This window comes from Deinococcus malanensis (assembly GCF_014647655.1).
Classification (GTDB): Bacteria; Deinococcota; Deinococci; order Deinococcales; family Deinococcaceae; genus Deinococcus; species Deinococcus malanensis.
In genome coordinates this window covers 1-13,728 of record NZ_BMPP01000038.1, presented here as the reverse complement: position 1 = coordinate 13,728, position 13,728 = coordinate 1, and the positions used below count along the sequence as shown (strand labels likewise).

Annotated in this window: 15 protein-coding genes and 2 pseudogenes; 5 read left to right on the top strand and 12 right to left on the bottom strand. The window is 63.5% G+C overall.

The genetic code is table 11. The features are described from left to right. The 4 genes from IEY49_RS21615 to IEY49_RS20555 form a co-directional block, all read right to left on the bottom strand. The coding region (locus IEY49_RS21615; protein WP_229780953.1) for a hypothetical protein at window positions 1-303 on the bottom strand (303 nt) is incomplete at its 3' end. 189 nt (window positions 304-492) lie between these two features. Then, on the bottom strand, window positions 493-1,140 hold the full coding sequence (locus IEY49_RS20565) for a metallophosphoesterase family protein (protein WP_189012190.1): 648 nt from the start codon (window positions 1,138-1,140) through the stop codon (window positions 493-495). A gap of 63 nt (window positions 1,141-1,203) precedes the next feature. Beyond that, window positions 1,204-1,398 carry a hypothetical protein gene (locus IEY49_RS20560; protein WP_189012189.1) on the bottom strand — a complete coding sequence of 65 codons (195 nt, stop codon included), beginning with the start codon at window positions 1,396-1,398 and terminating at the stop codon, window positions 1,204-1,206. A gap of 146 nt (window positions 1,399-1,544) precedes the next feature. Beyond that, window positions 1,545-2,264 carry an MBL fold metallo-hydrolase gene (locus tag IEY49_RS20555; RefSeq protein WP_189012188.1) on the bottom strand — a complete coding sequence of 240 codons (720 nt, stop codon included), beginning with the start codon at window positions 2,262-2,264 and terminating at the stop codon, window positions 1,545-1,547. A gap of 258 nt (window positions 2,265-2,522) precedes the next feature. Between IEY49_RS20555 and IEY49_RS20550 the strand changes: the two genes are divergently transcribed. The 3 genes and pseudogenes from IEY49_RS20550 to IEY49_RS20540 all read left to right on the top strand — a co-directional run bounded on the left by IEY49_RS20550 (window position 2,523) and on the right by IEY49_RS20540 (window position 4,049). Continuing rightward, on the top strand, window positions 2,523-2,936 hold the full coding sequence (locus IEY49_RS20550; protein ID WP_189012187.1) for a response regulator: 414 nt from the start codon (window positions 2,523-2,525) through the stop codon (window positions 2,934-2,936). A gap of 109 nt (window positions 2,937-3,045) precedes the next feature. Then, a pseudogene (rnhA, locus tag IEY49_RS20545) lies at window positions 3,046-3,528 on the top strand (ribonuclease HI). A 77-nt stretch (window positions 3,529-3,605) separates the two neighbouring features. Next, entirely contained in the window at window positions 3,606-4,049 is a 444-nt protein-coding gene (locus tag IEY49_RS20540) for a response regulator (RefSeq protein ID WP_189012185.1), read from the top strand. Window positions 4,050-4,330: 281 nt separating this feature from the next. On the opposite strand, the pseudogene IEY49_RS22025 reads toward IEY49_RS20540, so the two are convergent. Together IEY49_RS22025 and recQ are read right to left on the bottom strand one after the other, a co-directional pair. Beyond that, window positions 4,331-4,489: pseudogene (locus IEY49_RS22025) on the bottom strand (DUF433 domain-containing protein); the annotation flags it as partial. Between the two features lie 179 nt (window positions 4,490-4,668). Further along, window positions 4,669-7,368, bottom strand: coding sequence for a DNA helicase RecQ (gene recQ, locus IEY49_RS20530; protein ID WP_189012183.1), 2,700 nt, complete (start codon window positions 7,366-7,368; stop codon window positions 4,669-4,671). Between the two features lie 436 nt (window positions 7,369-7,804). On the opposite strand from recQ, the gene IEY49_RS20525 reads away from it, so the two are divergent. Together IEY49_RS20525 and IEY49_RS20520 are read left to right on the top strand one after the other, a co-directional pair. Then, window positions 7,805-8,332: a hypothetical protein gene (locus IEY49_RS20525; RefSeq protein WP_189012181.1), complete on the top strand. Its 528-nt coding sequence runs from the start codon at window positions 7,805-7,807 to the stop codon at window positions 8,330-8,332. A 68-nt stretch (window positions 8,333-8,400) separates the two neighbouring features. Continuing rightward, window positions 8,401-9,474 carry a saccharopine dehydrogenase family protein gene (locus tag IEY49_RS20520; protein ID WP_189012179.1) on the top strand — a complete coding sequence of 358 codons (1,074 nt, stop codon included), beginning with the start codon at window positions 8,401-8,403 and terminating at the stop codon, window positions 9,472-9,474. Window positions 9,475-9,640: 166 nt separating this feature from the next. Here the strand turns inward: IEY49_RS20520 and IEY49_RS20515 are convergent, their stop codons facing one another. The 6 genes from IEY49_RS20515 to IEY49_RS20490 form a co-directional block, all read right to left on the bottom strand. Beyond that, the gene (locus IEY49_RS20515; protein WP_189012177.1) at window positions 9,641-9,832 is read right to left on the bottom strand and encodes a hypothetical protein; all 192 of its coding nucleotides are present in this window, start codon (window positions 9,830-9,832) and stop codon (window positions 9,641-9,643) included. Further along, on the bottom strand, window positions 9,829-10,719 hold the full coding sequence (locus IEY49_RS20510) for a serine hydrolase domain-containing protein (RefSeq protein WP_189012174.1): 891 nt from the start codon (window positions 10,717-10,719) through the stop codon (window positions 9,829-9,831). Before IEY49_RS20510 ends, IEY49_RS20515 begins: the two co-directional genes overlap by 4 nt. A gap of 178 nt (window positions 10,720-10,897) precedes the next feature. Then, on the bottom strand, window positions 10,898-11,053 hold the full coding sequence (locus tag IEY49_RS20505; RefSeq protein WP_189012172.1) for a hypothetical protein: 156 nt from the start codon (window positions 11,051-11,053) through the stop codon (window positions 10,898-10,900). A 138-nt stretch (window positions 11,054-11,191) separates the two neighbouring features. Beyond that, a complete protein-coding gene (locus IEY49_RS20500) occupies window positions 11,192-11,650 on the bottom strand; it encodes an RES family NAD+ phosphorylase (RefSeq protein ID WP_189012170.1) in 459 nt (152 codons plus the stop codon). Continuing rightward, entirely contained in the window at window positions 11,647-12,081 is a 435-nt protein-coding gene (locus IEY49_RS20495; RefSeq protein WP_189012169.1) for an antitoxin Xre/MbcA/ParS toxin-binding domain-containing protein, read from the bottom strand. Before IEY49_RS20495 ends, IEY49_RS20500 begins: the two co-directional genes overlap by 4 nt. Window positions 12,082-12,732: 651 nt before the next feature. Beyond that, window positions 12,733-13,728 (bottom strand): S8 family serine peptidase (locus IEY49_RS20490; protein WP_189012167.1); only part of this gene is annotated, 996 nt, incomplete at its 5' end.

Sequence of the window (13,728 nt, the reverse complement as noted above, 5' to 3'; positions counted from 1 at the left end):
AAGGCGGCGCAGCGTTTCCGTTCGGTCGGCAGGTCCACGGGCATGACGTCGCGCCATGGGTTCAACGTACCTCGTCAAGCTCCCTTTGCCGTCGTAGAAAAAAAGGCCACCCAGGACCCCTGCTTGACCGTTGCGGACTGTGAGGACGTCAATAACTGCTTGGGGCGTGGTAAACCCCATATTTGCTATGAGATCTGAGGTCTCGTCTGGGGTAAGCCCCGCCTCGAATGATGCTGCACACCGGGGGCTGATTCGTGCGACGGTTTTCAGGTAGGCGTTAAAGCGGTCAATCACGAACTCCATACGCCTCATATCAAGGATTTTCCCGCCGGTCTGTCAAGTTGATAAGGGCAGCTTGCGTGATGGCCGGGTACAGGGCAGGGGTGTGTAGGGGCGCCCGCGTGAGGCTGCCCACACATCAGAGGTCCAGCCTGCTTGCGTACCCAACCAGCGCCCCAGCACCCTAAAGGCACCTATGACCGCGGAAGGGAGTCAGTGCGCGCTCAGCTCCGTCGTCGTCCAACTGGCGGTGTCAAGGGCAGTCAAAATCCCGGTGTGGACTGCGCCGGTGTCAATGAACCAAACGATCGATCCGTCAGAGGCCTCGGCCGTCACTGGCTCGTCCACGACCGTGTGCCCATGGACACTATGGGTCACGCCCTTCGGGAGCCGGTAGAGGGGACTGCTGCCATCCGGGCGTCCCCACAGGTGCGTGTCCACATCGCGTCCAGTCGGGTCCGGCCGCATCGCGTGAGCAAACAGGGTGCCACCGATGATCACGTGCTGCTGCAGGTGCTCACGCATCCAGACGGCATCCTCGCGCAGCGCCCCATGATCGTCGCCGTACTCATTCATCGTCACGTCCCCACCGTTATGCAACCAGACCTCTGCGCTCCTCCCCTCGAGGACCGCACGGATCATCATGTCGTCGTGGTTGCCCATCAGCGCAGTCGCCCGTCCGAACTCGACCAGGTCCCGCACGCGGTCCAACACGCCCCTGTCGTCGGGGCCGCGGTCCACATAGTCGCCGAGAAGCACCAGGTGGCGGTCATGGAACTTCTCGACGGCAGCATTCAGCAGATCGAGGCAGCCATGAATGTCGCCGATCGCGACCGGGGGCAGGCTGTGAAGTCTATTCATGGGCTCTGACACTTACGCCTTCCGGGAGGTTGTCCCCCATTGGAACGCCTCACGCGGACGCGGTCAGTCCTGGTTCGTGCTGTCGCTGTTCTCGTAGAGGGCCGGGTCGTTGGCCCCGTAATGCGAGGCGCTCGTGCCGTCCACGGCGGCGTCGGCAAGGTCGGTTTCCTCGGCACCGGCAGGGGGCTGGTAGACCGGGCTGTCCTCGTTCACCATTGCCGGGTCCGGGAGGACGGTGTCGCGCTTGTCGTCGGTCATGCTCCGAAGGTGGCACGTCCCGACTCCACCGCGCCTCCGGGCGAACTTAAGGGGGCTTCACGCTTCCTTTGCAGCCCCCTGGCTTAGAGGGGGCGGCGCCGCCTGGGGGCTCCTGAGCGCCGTGACTGCAGCTCAGGTACCTCCTTTCAGGTCTGTTCTTGAGCACTGCCGACGATGGCCTCGACCAAGGTGCCAAAGAACACCTGCAGGTTGCCAAGGAGAACGACTCCGTGTCCCGTCGCGAAGTGCGACATATCGAGCCTGCTGAGGTACACGGCACCCTGTTGAAAGCGTTCAGGCTGAACACGCGGGTCGTGCCACATAGCTCCTTGGGCGATGAATGACGCAAAGGCGTCGCGCAGCTCGGGCGCTTCGTCCACAAGTTCGCCGTGTGGCAGGGCTTCGCCAAAGAAACAGATGGGGTCACCCGCGAAGGTCACCCGCGAAACGGGGTCATACAAGACACACGATCCAGGCGTGTGGTCACCCCACAACCAGCAGGTCAGACCTTGGACATCACCGTGGTCGGGCAAGCTCCCAGTGAACACCTCGCGAGCTTCAGCAGTGAGCATTGGAACGTCGTTCGGGTGAATGTATTTGCGAGCGCGGGAGAACCTATAGGCACTTCCGATATGGTCTGCATGGCCGTGAGTCGCGATCAGGGTGGTCACATCGTCTTCACCCTTACCGACCATGGCAAGAGCAGCCTGTAGATGCCCGAAGTGTTCAGCTTTGCCCGTGTCGATCAGCACAACCTGGTCATCACGGATGAGCAGGTAGCAGTTGTTATAGGACTGCCAGCTGTCGTCCCAAACGGCCAAGGCGAACACGTCACCGGAAAGCCGGCTAAAGGTGGACTCGATCATCCCGTCTGACTGTACTCCGCGTATTCGCCGCAAGGCTCCGCCTCAATGTTGGCCTCCACTGCCCTCACATCGAAGACCATCCACAGATGTGTTTGTTTCGCGGGTGCGGTCGCTTGTTCAGCGATCTGAAGTCCCTGGGTGTCGTGCTGGGTGACAGGGCTGGCCCACCATGAGTATCTATCCCATGCGGGTTGCTCAGTCGTGAAATGAAGAATTTTCGCCTCAGCTTGAGCACCTTCAAGCGTATGCTCACCGCGTATGCCAGTCCCCTGTCACTACCTCCTGATCGACGACAGCCCCAGTGACCGGCTGCTCGCGGAGGAAGCCTTCGAGCAAGCAGGCCTGAATTGCAGCCTGATCACCGTAGACAGCGGACGCAAAGCCCTCCACCACCTCCGGAGCGAGACCGTACAGCCGGACGTGATCCTGCTGGACATCAACATGCCCGGCATGAGCGGATTCGAGGTGCTCGAAGAACTCAAGCGAGATCCAGTGTTCGCCCTGATTCCGGTGGTGATGCTCACCACCTCCAGCGCGAAGAGCGATGTCACGCGGGCATACAGTCTGCACGCGAGCTCGTACCTGGTGAAGTCGCCTGTGCTGGGGGAGTTTCTGGAGCAGGTGGAGGCATTCTTGCGCTACTGGCAGGACAACCGGCTCGCGGAAGCGTAGAAGCAGGAGTGCTGGAGCTTGGGCTGGTGGGAGTTGAGCTTCAGTGGGTAACGTGGGGTTGCGGGAGAAAGGAAAGCACGCGCCTGCTGGTACCACACTGAGGGCACGTATGCCCGACGCTGCCCTGCCCACCATCCGCCTCGTCACCGATGGCGCCTGCTCCGGGAACCCCGGCCCCGGCGGCTGGGCCTGCATCCTCACCACCGGCACCCGCACGCAAGAACTCTCCGGCGGGGAACGTCACACCACCAACAACCGCATGGAGCTCACCGCACTCCTCGAAGGCCTCAGAGCGCTCAAAACGCCCAGCCAGGTCCACGTCATCAGCGACTCGAAGTACGTCATCGACGCCTTCGAGAAAGACTGGCCGGGCAACTGGCAACGCAAGAACTGAAAGAACGTCAAGAACTCAGACCTCTGGCAAGCCCTCCTGGAGGCCGCCAGAGAACACCAGCTGACCTTCAAGTGGGTGCAGGGGCATGCCGGCCACCCGGAGAACGAACGCGCCGATCAACTCGCCGTGCAAGCTCGGGACGCTGCCTCGACACTGCCTCTCCAGCCTCGCTCAGGACCAGTAGCCGGCCTGTTTTAACCTGAAGACGAGATGATCCTCCCGTGAGGAAACACTTCATTCCAGTTCAGTCCGGCGTCCCCTAAACTGACTGGATTATGAAGTTCCACGTGCTGCTGGTCGAAGACAACGAGGCAGACGTCTTCCTCATGGAAGTCGCCCTCGAAGGCGTTGTCCCCGACCTGCAACTGCACGTGGTCACCACCGGACCCGACGCACTCACCTTCCTCAACCGCCGAGCACCGCACGGGGACGCACCCACCCCGCACCTCGTACTGCTCGATGGCAGTACGCCCTGCATGACCGCGGCGGAAGTCCTCACGGACGTGCGGCAATGCTGGTCAACAGCGGACCTGCCCGTCGTGGTGTTCAGCGGATCATCCTCCGAAGCAGACATCCAAAGGGCCCTGGAGGCTGGCGCGAACGGGTACGTCACCAAACCCGTCGGGCTCGACGAGTACACCCGGGCCGTGCAACACACCCTGAACACCTGGTACGCCCACGCCCTGACGACGCAGGCCTCTGACCACCGGGTGGCTTGAGGCCTGAAGGAAGATGGCCTCCCCGCCTCCCACTTCAACCGAAAAACCTGCGTGATGACGCCATCCTTCTCCGGCAAGTGACACCCAAGGAATCCAGCGTCATCGCTCGCGGGGGAAATATCCCCGAGGACGGTCTCCGGGGAAAAAGGGACGAGCTGGTCGCGGCCACTGCGGATCTCGGTTGCCACATGCTCAAGATCGCTGGCACGTTCTGTAGCCCGGCGACTACGGCCGAATCGGAAGATCTGGCTTCGATGGGAGAAGTGCACCAGGCAGGCCAGAATATCCTCACGGGTCAATGACGGGTATTCCTCCAGGACGTCGTCAATGCTGTCCCCAGCCGCGAGGAACTCCATGATGGTCTGTGCGGTAATGCGGGTGCCGCGCACGGTCGGTCGTCCGTTGCAGATGTTCGGGTCGATCACGATCCGCTCGTACATGCCTTCAGGGTACGGCCTGCGCCACACTCCCCGCCGTGGAGAGCCGCCTGCTTGTGCGCCCGTACGGGGCGCCAGCGCGGAGCATCACCAAAGACCGGGCGCAGATGCTGGAGCTGATCACCCTCCTGCAACACGAATACCTGGACAGGACCTGAAGGCATTAACCTACACGCGACAGCTCACTCCTCCCGCTTCAACCGCAGGACCAGCGTGATCACGCCCTCGCTCTCCTGGAAGTGGTACCCCTGAACATCAGCGTCATCATTCCCGGAGAGGAACTCACCGAGAATGGTGCCACGGGGGCTGGGGTTGAGCTGGTAACGGCCACTCCGGATCTCATTCGCCAGATGCTCCAGGATCGCGGGCACGTTCTGAAGTCCGGGGAGCTCCGTGGGCAGGTCATGTCCGGGGGCAGCCTGTTGCACGGGCACGTCTGCGGACTCGTCCAGCGCGAGCGCAATGGCATTCAGAATGCGTTCTCCGTACGCCTGAATGCGCTTCAGCCCCAAACCCGGAATGCCGACCAGGTCTGCCTCCTTCCGGGGCAGACGTGTCGCGAGCGTCGCCAGAGTCGCATTCGGAAAGATCAGGTACGCCGCATACCCGGTCTCCCGCGCCAGTTCCCGCCGCACGTCTCCCAAGGCCACTGCGGCCGCCGCATGCGGTTGAGGCTCATTTACCTCCCCGGCGGGTTGTTGGGGCACCTCACTTATGACTGCTGGAGCCGGCTCCTCCACCGGAGGGGGTGTCCTGGAGGGCTCTGGCAGGACACCGGGGGCAGAGAACGACTGGGCAGGCCTCACGCCCGGCACCCCCTCAACGCTGTCTAAGCCCCCGGTCTCCACCAAGGGCGGCACATCGGACGTGTTCGATGGCTCCGGTTCCTGCCGCACCACAGGGGCAGGGGAGGACTGAGGGACCCTCGACCCTGGCATCCCTGTTGCGCTGACCAGGCTGTCGGTTCCCACAAAGGGTGACTCGCCAGACCCCACTGAACTCCATGCCACCTCTGGCGCCAAACCCAGTTCGTGCGCCTGCACAGTCCCCCGAGGCCGCCGCTTCTCCTCGTGCACCCCCGTCTGCACCAGCCGTAGAACCTCCTGACCATATTCCGACAGCCGCCGCTCCCCGATCCCACTGATCTTCCCCAGGCTCCGCAAGTTATGCGGCCGCACTTCAGCAATGGCCTTCAGGGTCGCGTCACCGAAAATCACGTACGGAGGTACGTTCAGCTGTCCAGCCCGCTCTGCCCGCCAGGTCTTGAGCGCCTGGAACAGCGGCCGGTGCTCAGGATCAATCGTGCCGCGTGCTGCCTGGGTTTTCTCCCGACTGCGCTTTGCTGCACGAGGGAGCAGGGAGTCCTCCCTGAGCAGCAACGGCTGCTCCCCCTTGAGGATCCTGGTGGCTTTTCCCGTCACCATCAGACCGTGGTACGGCCCAGCTGTCAGGTATCCCAGACTCACCAGCTGCCGCAAGACACTCCGCCACACCTTCACGTCGTGGTTTTTTCCAATGCCATAGGTCGGGAGCGTCCGGTGCCGCTTGTTCTTGTCGTTCTCCTTGCCCAGGAGAATGTCTGTTAAGTAGGCGGCCCCGAACCGGTTGCCTGTGCGGATGGCCGCGGAGAGCGCCATCTGCGCCTCCCGCGTCATGTCCCGGACGATCGGTGGGTTCAAGCACACGTCGCAGTTCCCACAGGGCGAGGTCGACGTTTCCCCGAAGTACCCGAGCAGGATCTGACGACGGCACGTCGCGGTTTCGCAGTAGGTCAGGAGTGCGTCGAGCTTGCCCGCCTCCACCCGTTTCACCTCCTCAGGAGCATCACTGTCTGCGAGCATCCGGCGCACGTTCACCACGTCCTGCAGGCCGTACACCATCCAGGCCGTACTGGGGAGGCCATCACGTCCAGCACGGCCAGTCTCCTGGTAGTACCCCTCCATGCTTTTCGGAAGGTCGAGGTGAGCGACAAAACGGACGTTCGGCTTGTCGATGCCCATGCCGAACGCCACGGTGGCTACGACTATGATGCCTTCCTCGTTCAGGAAGCGCTCCTGGGCCACGCTCCGGTCCTCCTGGGAGAGTCCGGCGTGGTAGGCGACGACCCGTAAGGCCTGCTCCTGCAGCCAATGCGCGGTATCCTCCACCGACCGCCGGGAGAGGCAATACACGACCCCGGCGTCACCAGGGTGTTCGGTCTGGATGAATTCCAGGAGTTGCTGTTTGGGGCTTTCCTTGGTCGCGACGCGGTACTGGATGTTCGGGCGGTCAAAGCTCGAGAGGAATTCAGGCGCGTTCCTCAGGCCCAGAACCTGGCGGATGTCTGCGCGGGTGCGGTCATCCGCAGTAGCAGTCAAAGCCACCCGGGGAACGTACGGGAATTGCTGTTCGAGCACCCGGAGTTGTTGGTACTCCGGGCGGAAGTCATGGCCCCATTGGGAAACACAGTGGGCTTCATCAACGGCAAACAGGGCAATCTGCGTCTGGTGCAGAAACTCCAGGGTTCGCGGCAGCAGTAAGCGTTCTGGGGCGATGTAGAGCAGGTCCAGGCGACCCGTCAGGGCCGCTTGTTCGACAGCGCGGGAGGCAGAGGGAGAAAGTGTGGAGTTCAGGTAGGCGGCCCGAAGTCCGAGTTGGCGGAGCGTGTCGACCTGGTCCTTCATCAAGGCGATGAGAGGGGACACAACAATCCCGACGCCGGGCCGCAGGAGGCTCGGCAGTTGGTAGCACAGGCTCTTCCCACCACCTGTGGGCATCAACACGAGGGCGTGTTTTCCTTCAGCGACCGTCTGGACGATGTCGCCTTGGTTTCCTCGGAAGTGGTCGTACCCCCAGACGCGCTGCAGGATTGCTAGCGCTTGGGGGAGCACATCGCCCGTCATCCCGTCCAGTCTACGGCATTCTGTCTGTAACAGAATCGGCTGTAAGCCAGTGAATCCGCCCGGTACTTCGACGTACCTGGTCTCATCCCTCAGAGCGGACGGCGGCGTAGACACTCCCGATTTACTCGGCAGGTACTGACCACTCGGGCATGGAGTCGCGCGAGGATTCCACCATGAATTCGTTCAGGGCTGCGCATGTCATGGTGATTGTTTCCTTGGATGCAATGTGGGTACATTGAGGTGGGTCGGTCCTGCCACCTCCCTTCTCGCACCCGGGGTCACCCCCGGACGGTCCCCCACCGGACCAAGGCGAAGCGCAGGACAGTACAACATCCAGCCTCGTCACTTGCTCCTGCCCGCGTGGCGGTCACCGGTGGCCAGGGAATGCGAGAACCACTGACACCCCCACCCGGCACCGGACACGCGCAGGACCCCCATGACGCCCCCCGCTTCTCAGGCACGCCCCCAGGACGTTTCTCCCATCCTGCAGGCCACCATCTCGCTGGCTGGCAACCATGCCCGCATCATGGCGCCCGACGTGCGGCACTCGCACGTGCTCGAAGTGCTCGCAGCTGAGCACGGCATGCGAAGCTGGCGCGGCTGGCGCGCGCGGCCTGACGCTGAGCTGCTGCCTCCCGATGAGACCATACCGGCCATGGACTACCGCGCCCAGGCCCTCGGCGTGGACTCCACCGACCTGCTTGCAGCTCTGGGCCTCGCTCTGACCTGCCTGCGCCGTGAACGCCAGTCGCCCTGGCCGCCCGGATGGCACCTGATGGACCTGCTCGCGGCCCTCCCGCAGGACGTGTGGTCCCGCTCCGCCGCCCAGGAAGGGGAAACGGAGGCAGAGGGCGCCCTGCGCCAGGAACGTCCGACCTGCGTCACGCGCCGCCTAGAGGTCATCACCGCTTGGGAACAGCGGCGAGGTGACCTCATACATCAGTACCCGCGCATGGGCTTCTAGTGCCCCACAGCTGCTTTGAGGATGCCACGAGAGCGTTCGACGAGGGATGGCACGGCCTATCATGCAGAATGACCCTCAACTCCCGCTGGATGATCTACGGCGCGAACGGCTTCACGGGTCGATTGATCGCGCAGGAGGCGAGACGGCGCGGACTGACGCCAGTGCTGGCCGGACGCTCCGACGAACCGGTTCGGGACCTGGCTGCGACCCTTGAGTTGGAAAGCCGGGTGTTCACCCTCAAGAACCCCTCCGAGGTACACCGGAACCTGGAGGACCTGGACCTGGTACTTCACTGCGCGGGGCCGTTTTCCAGGACGTTCTCGCCCATGCTCGAGAGCTGTCTGGCGAGCCGGACGCACTACCTGGACATCACAGGCGAATACCAGGTGCTCGAAGCTCTGCAACGGCAGGGACCACGAGCACGACAGGCCGGCATTACCGCTGTTTCCGGGGTCGGCTTTGATGTAGTCCCCACGGACAGCGTTGCGGCTCATCTGGTCCACGGTTTGCCCTCTGCCACTCGGCTGAGGCTCGCCTTCCGCGGGGGCACCATCAGCCGCGGAACCGCCCTCACCATGCTGGAGGGCGCCCCCGAAGGCGGGCGGAGCCGTCAGGGAGGCCTGCTTGTTCGCGAACCCGTGGGAGTCCGGACCTGGCGGGTCGAGCATGACCAGGTGCGGTACGTCGCGGTCAGCATTCCTTGGGGGGACCTGGCCACGGCTTACTACTCCACGGGTATTCCCACGGTCGAGACCTACATGGCGCTTCCTCCCGCCGGGGCGTTCGTGATGCGGGGCAGTCAATTCGCGGCACCGCTCCTGCGTCTGAGGGCAGTGCAGAAGTTGCTACGTGAGCGGGCCAGCAGGGTAAGGGGGCCGACGGCCGCCGCGATGAATCAGGGCTGCACCATCGTGTGGGGGGAGGCAACCGACCCGGTAGGACGGCGAGCGACCGCGAAGCTGCTGGGGCCCGACGGCTACAGATTCACCGTGGAAACGGCGCTGGCCGCCGTGAAACGTGTGTTGACAGGAGACGCGCCCACGGGAGCGTGGACGCCTACGCAGGCCTTCGGAGCAGACTTCGTGACCGCCTTGCCCGGCGTCGAGTTGCTCCAGGCTCAGCAGGGTCATTTCACTCTTTGAGGTTTCTCTGGAAGCCTCCCCCTCATCACCTCTGCCTGACTCTTCCGCTCGAAGTGCCACATCTACCGTGGCGCTGAAGCGAGACGGGTGAAGTCCAGCGCGTACACATCCATTGAGGGCCTCAGTCCCTGATCCGGCAGAGGGAAGGTTGTCCCCACACCATGATTTATCCCGCACCGGCCAGGGACATCACCCGGTCCGGGAAAGCATCAAAGGTACTTTGCGGTGCCTCCACGCGGGGGTGATCCCACGCGATCAGCCGCACCTCCACCACATTCCGACGGGAGTCGATCACCAGGTGCTGCCCACGGAACCCGTCGTGACGGAAGCCCACCTGCGGGCCACGCGAGACCGTCACCCACGACACCCCCGAAGGAACCTGGGAGGCGTCAAAGCCTCCTGCGCGGTCAACCGCAGCAGGTCGGCCGAACCGACATCCTCACAGACACAGCGGCGCAGCGCCGCCAACTGAGTTGCTTCCATGCCCGCTTCAGCTAAGGCTTCCACGTGTGATTCGTTGACGGTGTAGCGCGTCCACTCGTACAGCACCCACCACAGCAGTCCGATCTGCCCCGTGACCGGTGTGGCCGGCCGGGTGCTTTCCTCCAGCCACTCCTGGGAGATCAGCTTCTCTCCGCCCTGTAAGGCCAGCTGACCCAGGCGCGCGAGATCACTGGCGCGAAGCCCGAGACCTGCCATGCCGTGCGGGGTGCCCGCCGCGTCACGCTGCCACGACCAGTCCTCGATCCCCAAGGGCCCGAACAGCTCAGCGCGGGCGAAGTCATCTGCCTTCATTCCGGTAGCCCGCTCCAGCACGCCGCAGATCAGGTTCACGGCTTTGTTGTTGTACGCCAAACGCCTTCCCGGCTCATGGTCCAGTTCAGCGCACAGGGCCAGCTGCACAAAGTCCGGGCTGGGATAGAGTTCCTCGCCAGCGTTCAGGGCGTTCTGCAGGCCGCTGGTGTGCGTCATCAGGTGCCGCAGGGTGATGGCCTGCTTGCGCCCCTGCCGCCATTCGGGGAACAGCTCATGGATGGGCAGGTCCGCACCCGGCAGGAGTCCGAGGGTGACCGCACGGCCCACCAGCAGGCTAAGGACCGCTTTGGTGACGCTCATGGTCTCGATCGGTCGATCCCCCTGGCCGTCGAACACCTCGTCCAGCATCACCTGGTGATCGTTCAGGAGGACCAGGGCGCTGGAGTTCGTCTTCCGGGCCTCGTCGAGCAGGTCAGCAGGGGAATACACACAAACAGCTTAAGAGCGTGGGGAGTGAATGGTGGCCGCAACCTCGCACACGGTCCGGGGGGCAAGTCCGAAGTGAAGGACGGTCCCCAAAGGACTCTGTTCCATATCCGTTACCCGATATCCGTCGCCAGACCCCTCACAAAGGACAGACCATCTCCTCACTAGCCTCTGCCGCGGCTCATGGCTGTTCTGAACGTATCCAGCTCAGCACGCCTAAGCCAATCAGTAGAGCCAGGAGAGCAGCAAGTGCGAGCATCTCCTCGGCCAGGCTCAGCCCCACACCAATCAACGCACCGGCGATCAACATGCCCCACCATCCCTGCGTCCGGCTCATGCCTCCCAGTCTGCACCCACAGAAGGAAACCTGCAATCCTGGCCGCGTTCCGGACAGATTGGACGTGGTGCAGCTGCACCTGCACCATGGCTTGCTGTGTCTATGGCGTAAGGGCGCCAGCGACGCAGGAATGCGCAATCAGGTGGGTGGCGTGAGCAATGCGGTCACCCGTGAATCAAAGGAGTACTCTCCCAGGTCCACCGCCTGCAACGTCGGGAACGCCTCATGCCGCTGATTGAGCAGCAGGTTGAAGCTCTCCGGTCCGGTAATGCTTGCCACGCGCAGACCCAGACTGCGCCCGCTCTGGACCCATGCATCGCCGTACGCTTGCGTCTGCTCGTGAACCCGCACGTCCACGCTGGCGTCAGCGTCCTGAATCAGGGCGTCATCCACCTCCACGCGGTACAGCCGGTACCCGCTCATGTTGCGGTACACCCCGGCGTAATTGAGCAGTTCCAAGGCGGCGAGCGCCGCGTGTTCCGCCAGGTACGTGACATACACGCCGCTGGTGTTCCAGCGACCCTTGGCTCCGCTACTGGTCAGCGGGTTGGGGCGTTGCTGGAGAGCCAGGCGGTGCACCAGGCGGTAGGCGATCAAAGAAAGGTCCCGTCGAGCATGCCGGTAATGAATTCCGTGACGTGACGCTCGCCGTAGCGGGTCTGATGAAGTTCCAGCGGACTCAGGTTGCCCAGGGCTGGGTTAGGCGCGGTGAACCATCCCACGGCGTCGTCACCAAAGACGGCCTGGGCACGGTCGAGGTTCTGGCTCAGGCTGTGAATGCGGTCGAGGACGTCCGGGTTGACAGGTTCGTTCTTGGAGGCGGTGCTGCGGCTGACGCCCAGCACGCGCGCGGTCGTTTCGTGGTTGGTGGCCATCAGGCGACTCACGCGCTGGGTGAGTTCCTTGAGGGTAGGCACGGAGGTGGGGAGAGGTTGACCACGCAGCAGGAGGGGGGTCAGTACGGCCTCGGAATCCTGCAGTCCGGTGAGGACAGTGAAGGTGTGCTCGGGCCAGGGGTGGGTGGTCATGGCGGGTTCCTCCAAGATCAGCATAGTCCAGTTCTGGACATATTATTGTCCATTAGTATACAGGTCGATGGAGGATGGATTGACCGCGTTCAGGAAGGCAGGCCAGCAGCAAATCGTGCTGATCAGCCAGGAGGATGGTCTGGTCCCGCAGCGGAAAAGCCATCTCACCCTGGCCTCGTCATGCCCATCTTCGTGAAGTGAGGCGCGTAGCACCCTACGCCGGAATGCCGACGCCCGGTGCCCGGACCCGCGGCATGCTGAAGCGAATGGTTGCCCTCACCGCACATGACCGCCGTCCCGAAGACCTGCCCATCCTCTACCGCTGGATGCATGCCGAAGCGCACCTGCACCCGCACCCACGCGCCACCTGGCCCTGCTGGCCCTCACTACCACCAGCGGAGGCGTGGTCCAGGCAGCCACGCCTCCCACCATTGAAGCCGCCATGCGCAACTTGAGTGACACACATGCGCCCCATCACCGTGAAAGCCATGAGTGCCTCAGGACGAGAACACACATGCTCGTAAGACCCCAGCGCGGAAGGTCAAGCACACTTCTCCGCCCTGAAACGAGTCAGATAACCGGGTGAACCGAGGAAGGGCAGCCTGCAGGCTGCCCTTCCTCGAGGTTTCAGTGGTTTACTGAATCAGTGGTTTACTGAACGGGAACGATCTTGTCGATTTCGGCCGTGCCCTTGTAGCTGGTCTGGGCGTTCAGCCAGCCCTTGAGCTGCACGCGGTAGCTGCCGGCGGCGGGGTTGGGGATCACGACTTCCTCGGCGACGCTCGCACCCTGGGCGCTCGAAGCGATCAGCTTCCCGGTGATGTCGTAGACGTACAGGTCCAGATCGTAGGCGGGGTTGCCCCAGTCGGTCTTGATCCTGACAGCGGAGGCGCCGGTCGGCACAGACACGGTGTGGTTGTGCTCGGCGGCGATCGGCGTACCGTCCACAGCAGTGCCAACCGTGCCGGTCCAGCTGGTCAGCGGCGAGGTTTCCACGGTGGTGCGGGTGCCGGCGGTGCTGGCAGCCTTCTCGACTGCGGCGTAAGCGTTGGCGTAGCCTGCACCCACTTCGTGCTTCTGAAGCTGGCGGATCTCGCCGCTCACGGTGTACATGGGGTTAGCAGTGCTGGTCACAGCTTCCAGCACGCCGTCCAGGTTGAGGCTGGGGTTGACTTCCAGCATCAGGGCGGTCAGGCCGCTCATGTGCGGGGTGGCCATGCTGGTCCCGGAGATCGAGGAGTACATCGGCTCGGGGCTCAGGCCATCCTTACCCAGGTAGGGCTCGACGATCGGGCCGCTGGTGGCGCGGGCCGCCACGATGTTCACGCCGGGCAGAACAATGTCGGGGAAGTGGAACTGGTCACCGGGAATGCCGCGGCTGGAGAAGCTGGCCAGTTCGCCGGGAACGCCCTTGCGCAGACGGGGGTTGGCCACGTTCATGGTGTTTTTGGCGTGGCCGGCACCGACGCTGATCACACAGGGGCTGGCGCTGTAGGGATTGAGCGTGTCGTTGTTCGGGCCGCTGTTGCCGGCAGCGAAGTTGACGATCATGCCGAAGTCGTAGGCGCGCTTGGAGGCGATGCTGATGGGGTTGTACGGCGCGAAGTGGCTGCCCGAGGTGCCCCAGGAGTTGCTGATGATGCGCAC